Raw genomic sequence first — 6095 nt, forward strand, 5'->3', positions numbered from 1 at the left:
CGGTCCCAGCCCTTTCTTGCTGGTGCGAGTGGGGGGAGTTGAACCCCCACGAGCATACACTCACTGCCACCTGAAGACAGCGCGTCTACCATTCCGCCACACTCGCAGACAAGTGAATAACTTACACCCTGCTGGCGATTTTGCCAACTCGGCGTGTCGCGGGGGCGGGGTGCAAGATGAGGCGTGTGCGCGACGCGATGAGGTGAGTTCCCGTGCGATGCCGCATGGTACGCGATGGTGCCATGGGCTCGTGCGCGGCGCGATGCGTGCCGTTGCGGGAGTCCGTCACAGCGGGGTGACTACCCCTCAGACCGGCTGCGCCGGCCAGCTCCCCTCACAAGGGGAGCCGAGAGGGAGCGGGCTCCCTTGGCGCCCTCGCCTTCGGCCCTGCAATTACGGACTCGCCTTCGGCGAGGCTCAACATCTCCTCGCGGCTGCCGCCGCTCGGCTGAGGCTAAAAACAGCCCACTGGGCTGTTTTCTTAACGCCTCAGCCCTTCGACCCGTTCCGGTAGAACCGCTCCAGGGTCTCGCGCTTGAACTCGTCAAAATATCCGCCGTCGATCGACGCGCGAATATCGTCCAGCAGACGAATGAAGAACCGCTCGTTGTGGATCGTCGCCAGCGTGAACCCGTCGAACTCGCGCGCACGCAGCAGATGGTCCACGTACGCACGCGAGTAATGCGTGCACGTGTAGCAGTCGCAGCCCTCCTCAAGCGGCCCGAAGTCGAACTTGAACTCCGCTCGCTTCACGTTGTACCGGCCGTCGCGCGTGAAGATCGCGCCGTTGCGGCCGCACCTCGCGGGAGCCACGCAGTCGAACGTGTCGCCGCCGTTCTCCACGCACGCGAAAATGTCATCCACTGCCGCAATGCCCAGCACATGCCGCGGCCGGCTCTCCGGCATCGCGTCGCAGATCCACGCGCACGTGTCGCCGATGATCCGCTTCTCGATCGCGCCGCCGATGCCCACGCCGTCAAAGTCCAGCGACGCGATCTGCTCGGCCGCATGCCGCCGCAGATCCTCGTAGTTCGCACCCTGCACCACGCCGTACAACGCCTGATACGGCTTGCCGAGCCGCTCCGCCGTCAGCCGCTCGTGCTCCGCCACGCACCGCTTCGCCCAGCGGAACGTGCGCTCCACCGAATCCTCCTGGTATGAGCGCGTGTTCATCAGCGTGGTCAGCTCGTCGAACGCGAACATGATGTCCGCGCCGATCTTGTGCTGAATGCACATCGAAATCTCCGCGCTGAACCGGTGCATCGACCCGTTGAGCGGCGACTTGAACGTCACGCCGTCCTCGTCCACGAACGCGAGCCGCTCCTTGCCTTTCGCGATCACGTCGTCCGACTTCATGCCGGTCACATCCATCGCGAGCGTCTTCTTGAAGCCGGCTCCCAGCGACAGCACCTGAAAACCGCCCGAATCGGTGAACGTCGGACCATCCCAGTTCATGAACTTCGCCAGGCCGCCCGCCGCGTCGAGCACGTCCTCGCCCGGCCGCTCGAACAGGTGGAACGCGTTCGACAGCAGGCACTGCGCGCCCGCCTGCCGCATGCTCTCCGGCAGGACCGCCTTCATCGCGGCTTGCGTGGCGACCGGCACGAACGCGGGCGTGCGGATGTCGCCGTGCGGCGTGTGCAGGATGCCGGTTCGGCCGTACCGTGCGCCGCCGCGGCCCTTGCCGTCGGCCGCGTCCGGCAGCCGAGTGATGGTTTCGAACGAGAATGCGCTGCGGTCGCCCGGTTTTCCGGGCTCGGCTCCGCGCGGATGTTCCAGAAGACTTGTCATACGTTCACTCTAGGCGATGCCCGGTAGTTTGCGCGGGGTGGCGTTGCGTGGGGTGCGGGCGGGGGTGTGCGGCGCGGTCGTCACGTGGGCCGCCCTGTCCGTCACGCGGACCGGGCGGCCCGTGTGACGAGAGTCGGCCCAGGTGACGAGGCTGAGACCACGCGGCGGCATTGTTACGATACCGGTAGATAATTCAACAGCTACTTTCGACGAACGTTCAGGAAACTTCCAGAGCAGGTATCTTTACTCTTATGTAGTGCTTGGCGGCGCAGATAATCCGCCTGACATGACCGATACAGCAGCCGCCGACAGATGTAAGGAGACAACATGGCTGAAGATACCAATGGAACCTGGCCGAACAACGAGGGCCAGCCGACGCAGCCGCAGAACGCGGGCGCGTCGCAGCCGGCAGCAGCGCAGCCGGCGCCCGTCCAGCCCACCACCGCGCTTCCCCAGCAGAACACCCCGTCCGACGATATCCCGACCTCCGCGATCGACCCGTCCGTCAACCCGTTCATGCCGCACGCCGAAGCCCAGCAGCCGGCGGCCCCGGCGGCAGCACAGTCCGCGCCCGCCGCCGCTCAGCCGGCCGCGCCCGCGAACGCTTCCGACAGCGCGTTCCTCAACACCCCGACCCAGTACCGTCAGCCGGTCGCCGCGCAGGACGCCCGTCCTACGCAGGCACTGCCGCCGGTGGCCGACGCCGCGACCGACTCGCAGCCGACCGAAACGTTGCCGGACCTCGCCGCCGAAACCGCTGCGGCACAGTCCGCCGAGCAGCCGACCGCGCAGCTCAACCCGCTGAACCCGCAGGGTCAGACCGCTGAGCCTGCGCAGACCGAACCCGTGCAGAATGCCGAACCCACGGCCCCGACCCAGCCGCTGTACCGTCCGGCTCCCGAGTACGGCGCGTACGGCCCGGTCCCCACCCAGCCGCAGCAGCCGACCCAGCAGCAGAACGCCCCGTCGAACGGCAACCCGTTCACCGCGCGTCAGCAGAACGCCGAGCCGCGCTTCGGCGCCCAGTCCAACCCGTTCGGCGGCCCGCGAGGTTCGCAGGGTCCGCAGTCCCCGTTCGGCCCGAACGCGGCCGGCGCACCCGCGAACGGTCCCGAAGGCCTCACGACCGCGGCCCGCACCCGCGGCGGCGCGGCCGGCCACGTGGTGACCGGCGTCGTCTCCGCCCTGGTCGCCGCCGCGCTGTGCCTCGGCGTCGGCTACTGCGCGCTCACGTACGGCTGGATCACCGTGCCGACCGCATCCTCCACGTCGCTCGCCAACGTGTCGTCGAACAAGTCCGGCACCGGCACCGCGACCGCGAAGACCGGCGAATCCACCGACTGGAAGACCGTCGCCAGCGAGGTCTCCAGCTCCGTCGTGTCCATCCAGACCGTGCTCAGCAACGGCACCGCCAAGGGCTCCGGCGCAATCGTGGACGCCAAGGGCTACATCGTCACCAACAACCACGTGATCTCCGGCGCCCAGCAGATTCAGGTCACGCTCTCCAACGGCCAGATCTACACCGCGCAGGTCGTCGGCACCGACACCACCACCGACCTCGCGGTCATCAAGCTCGACAATCCGCCGAGCGACCTCAAGGCCGTCGAATTCGCCGACTCCGACAAGCTCGCCGTCGGCGAGGACGTCATGGCCATCGGCAACCCGCTCGGCTACGACGACACCGCCACCACCGGCATCGTCTCCGCGCTCAACCGCCCGGTCACCGTCACCGATGATTCCGGCTCCGACATCGTCACCAACGCCGTGCAGATCGACGCGGCCATCAACCCCGGCAACTCGGGCGGCCCGACGTTCAACGCGGCCGGCCAGGTGATCGGCATCAACTCGTCGATCGCCTCCACCGCCACCTCGTCCGACTCGGCCGGCTCCATCGGCATCGGCTTCGCCATCCCGTCGAACCTCGTCAAGCGTGTCGCGAACGAGATCATCAAGGACGGCAAGGTCAAGCACGTCGCGCTCGGCGTGACCATCACCACCGACACCGTTGAGGCGGACGGCGTGACCCGTTCCGGCGCCAAGGTGACCAACCCGTCCAGCGGCTCCGCGGTCGTCTCCGGCTCCCCGGCCGACAAGGCTGGCCTCAAGGCCGGCGACGTGATCGTCGCCTACAACGGCAACGCGGTGAGCAGCACCTACTCGCTGCTCGGCTACGTGCGTGCCTCGGCCCTCGGCGACAAGGTGACGCTCACCATCGTGCGCAACGGCAAGACCATGGACGTCAGCGTCACGCTCGACAAGGAGGAGTCCGCGGTGAACGGCTCCAGCAGCTCCAACTCGAACAACAACGGCAACTCCAACGGAAACTCGAACGGCAACGGTAATTCCAACGGCAACGGCAACAGCCAGAACGGCAACGGCTCGAACGGGTACGGCAACGGCAACTCCGACGGCTCGAACGGCGACGGTTACGGCAACGGCGGCTTCTCCGATCCGTTCGGCCTGTGGTAAACCGCGGTCGTCTGAGGTGCGGCGGGGTGTGCCGCGGCTGGTGGGTCTGATGGCCTGATGGCCTGACGGCCCGACGGCCCGACGGCTGCGCCCGGACGCCGCGCTCACTGACGTGAAGCGCTCGGGGGAATGCTGAATCGGCATTCCCCCGAGCGCTTTTGCGTTATTGAGCGGCGTCTCGTCTTCTGTATGGCTCGTTGACGTCGGGCCGACGGTTCGCGCCGGAAACTGCCGCATCGCGTCGCCTGGAGCGAGCTTTTGTGAGGCACTTTTCGAGATGTGGGTGTTTTGTTTGGCGTTTTCTCGTGTGCCAGATTTCAGCAATATGCTCCAAAACGGCGGTATGAAGCCATTCTTGCTGTATGGGAGATTTCGGTGCTCCTTGAAAATCCGCAAACAAAACACCCACATCTCGAGAAGCGCTCGCTCCCATGCCGTGTTGATAGGCGAATCCGGCTCTGATGGAGCCGAAACGCCACGCAAAACCAGCTGAACGCGCCCGAAGTGATGAATTACTGGCGGTGCGGACGTCCTGCAGTCATGCGCCGCTGTCCTGAGCCTCCCGTTACACTGGGAGCCGCATAACTGAAGATCGATTATCTTTTTACGCCGTGTATCGTGCATGCGCACGGGCCGCCGGGTTTCCCGCCGCCCCGCGCAGCCGATGGGTTAACAAGGCGTGAATGCATGCAGTTTCCGGTGCGTCCACGTCGTTTGCGCGTATAGCGCGGTCTCGCGATGTGGCGAGCCGGCCGTATACGAGCGCAAGGAGATACGATGCACAGGTTCATCGTTCTTTGCCGGCGCCTGATTGCCGAGGTGCCGCTGTTGCCGATTGCGATTGTTTCGGCGATTCCGCTTGCCGTATGCCCGTCGTGGCGTCCGTGGGATGTCCTGTGGGGTGGCGCGCGGTCGACCGGCGTCGCCGATCCGCTTTCCCGCGTGCCGTTGCTGGGGCCGTTGTTCGGCGGCTTGGGCGTCGGCCAGTGGCTGATCGTGCTGCTGGTGGCGTACACGATCGTCGACACGGTTCGCGGCATGATCGACGACCTGCGCAACGGCCAGGTGGGCGTCGACCTGCTGGCCGTGGTGGCGATCGCGTCGACCGTAGCCGTGCATGAGTTTTGGGCGAGTTGGGCGGTCGTGCTGATGATTTCGTCCGGCGAGGCGATCGAGAGTTTCGCGCAGGCGAAGGCCGAGGGCAGCCTGTCCGCGCTGATTGACGCCGCCCCGCAGACCGCTCACGTGAGCACGCTGCCCGGCGTGAACAACGGCCGCGATACTGCGGGCCGCGGAACCACGCCGGATGAAGAGGATACGCGGGCCGGCGGTATCGTGCCGGCCACAGGGTCCGTGCCGGGCGAGAAGACTGTGCGGGCTGGCGGTGTTGTGCTGGCTGACGGTGTTGCGCCGGCTGGTGGTGTTGTGCTGGCTGACGGTGTTGTGCTGGCTGGTGGTGCCGCGCTGGCTGACGGTGTTGCGTCGGGCGCGGGTGTCGCGTCGGGCGGACGAGCCGCCTCCGCTGGCGAGGCCAAGCGGTCTGCCTCCCCCTCCTACCGGCGGGAGGTGTCGCGTAGCGACGGAGGGTGGTTCGCCGGCGATTCGCAACAGTCCTCCGCCGGTTCTCGGCGGTCGTCCAATGCCGCTGCCGCGCAGTCCGATTCGGCTGTCTCACCATCCACTGCCGCCGACTCCTCTTCCCGCGTGCGGGAGACGCCTGCTGCGACGGACGATTCTTCTCCCTCCCGCTGGCGGGAGGTGTCGCGCGGCGACAGAGGGTGGTCGCCCGCCGCGCCCGCCGCCCCCGCTGCGCAGTCCCAGTCCCGGCCCAACCC

The 6095-nt window shown here is 66.9% G+C and carries 2 protein-coding genes, 1 tRNA gene and 1 pseudogene; 2 read left to right on the plus strand and 2 right to left on the minus strand.

Annotated elements, in window-relative coordinates:
* Positions 1–20: 20 nt before the first annotated feature.
* Positions 21–106 (minus strand) — tRNA-Leu (locus tag F7D09_RS09400).
* Positions 107–489: 383 nt separating this feature from the next.
* Complete coding sequence (gene tgt / locus F7D09_RS09405) at positions 490–1791, minus strand: tRNA guanosine(34) transglycosylase Tgt (protein WP_152235243.1); 1302 nt, start codon at positions 1789–1791, stop codon at positions 490–492.
* 516 nt (positions 1792–2307) lie between these two features.
* Here tgt and F7D09_RS09410 point away from each other — a divergent pair.
* Both F7D09_RS09410 and F7D09_RS11515 read left to right on the plus strand, forming a co-directional pair.
* Positions 2308–4260, plus strand: coding sequence for a S1C family serine protease (locus F7D09_RS09410; protein WP_152235245.1), 1953 nt, complete (start codon positions 2308–2310; stop codon positions 4258–4260).
* 777 nt (positions 4261–5037) lie between these two features.
* A pseudogene (locus F7D09_RS11515) lies at positions 5038–6095 on the plus strand (hypothetical protein); the annotation flags it as partial.

It is taken from the genome of Bifidobacterium leontopitheci (assembly GCF_009193355.1).
In the GTDB taxonomy this organism is placed as follows: domain Bacteria; phylum Actinomycetota; class Actinomycetes; order Actinomycetales; family Bifidobacteriaceae; genus Bifidobacterium; species Bifidobacterium leontopitheci.

Excerpts from the sequence above, each read along its gene's own strand:
- F7D09_RS09410 (WP_152235245.1), top strand. The coding sequence starts at position 2,308 with ATGCCGCACGCCGAAGCCCAGCAGCCGGCGGCCCCGGCGGCAGCACAG.
- tgt (WP_152235243.1), bottom strand. The coding sequence starts at position 1,791 with ATGACAAGTCTTCTGGAACATCCGCGCGGAGCCGAGCCCGGAAAACCG.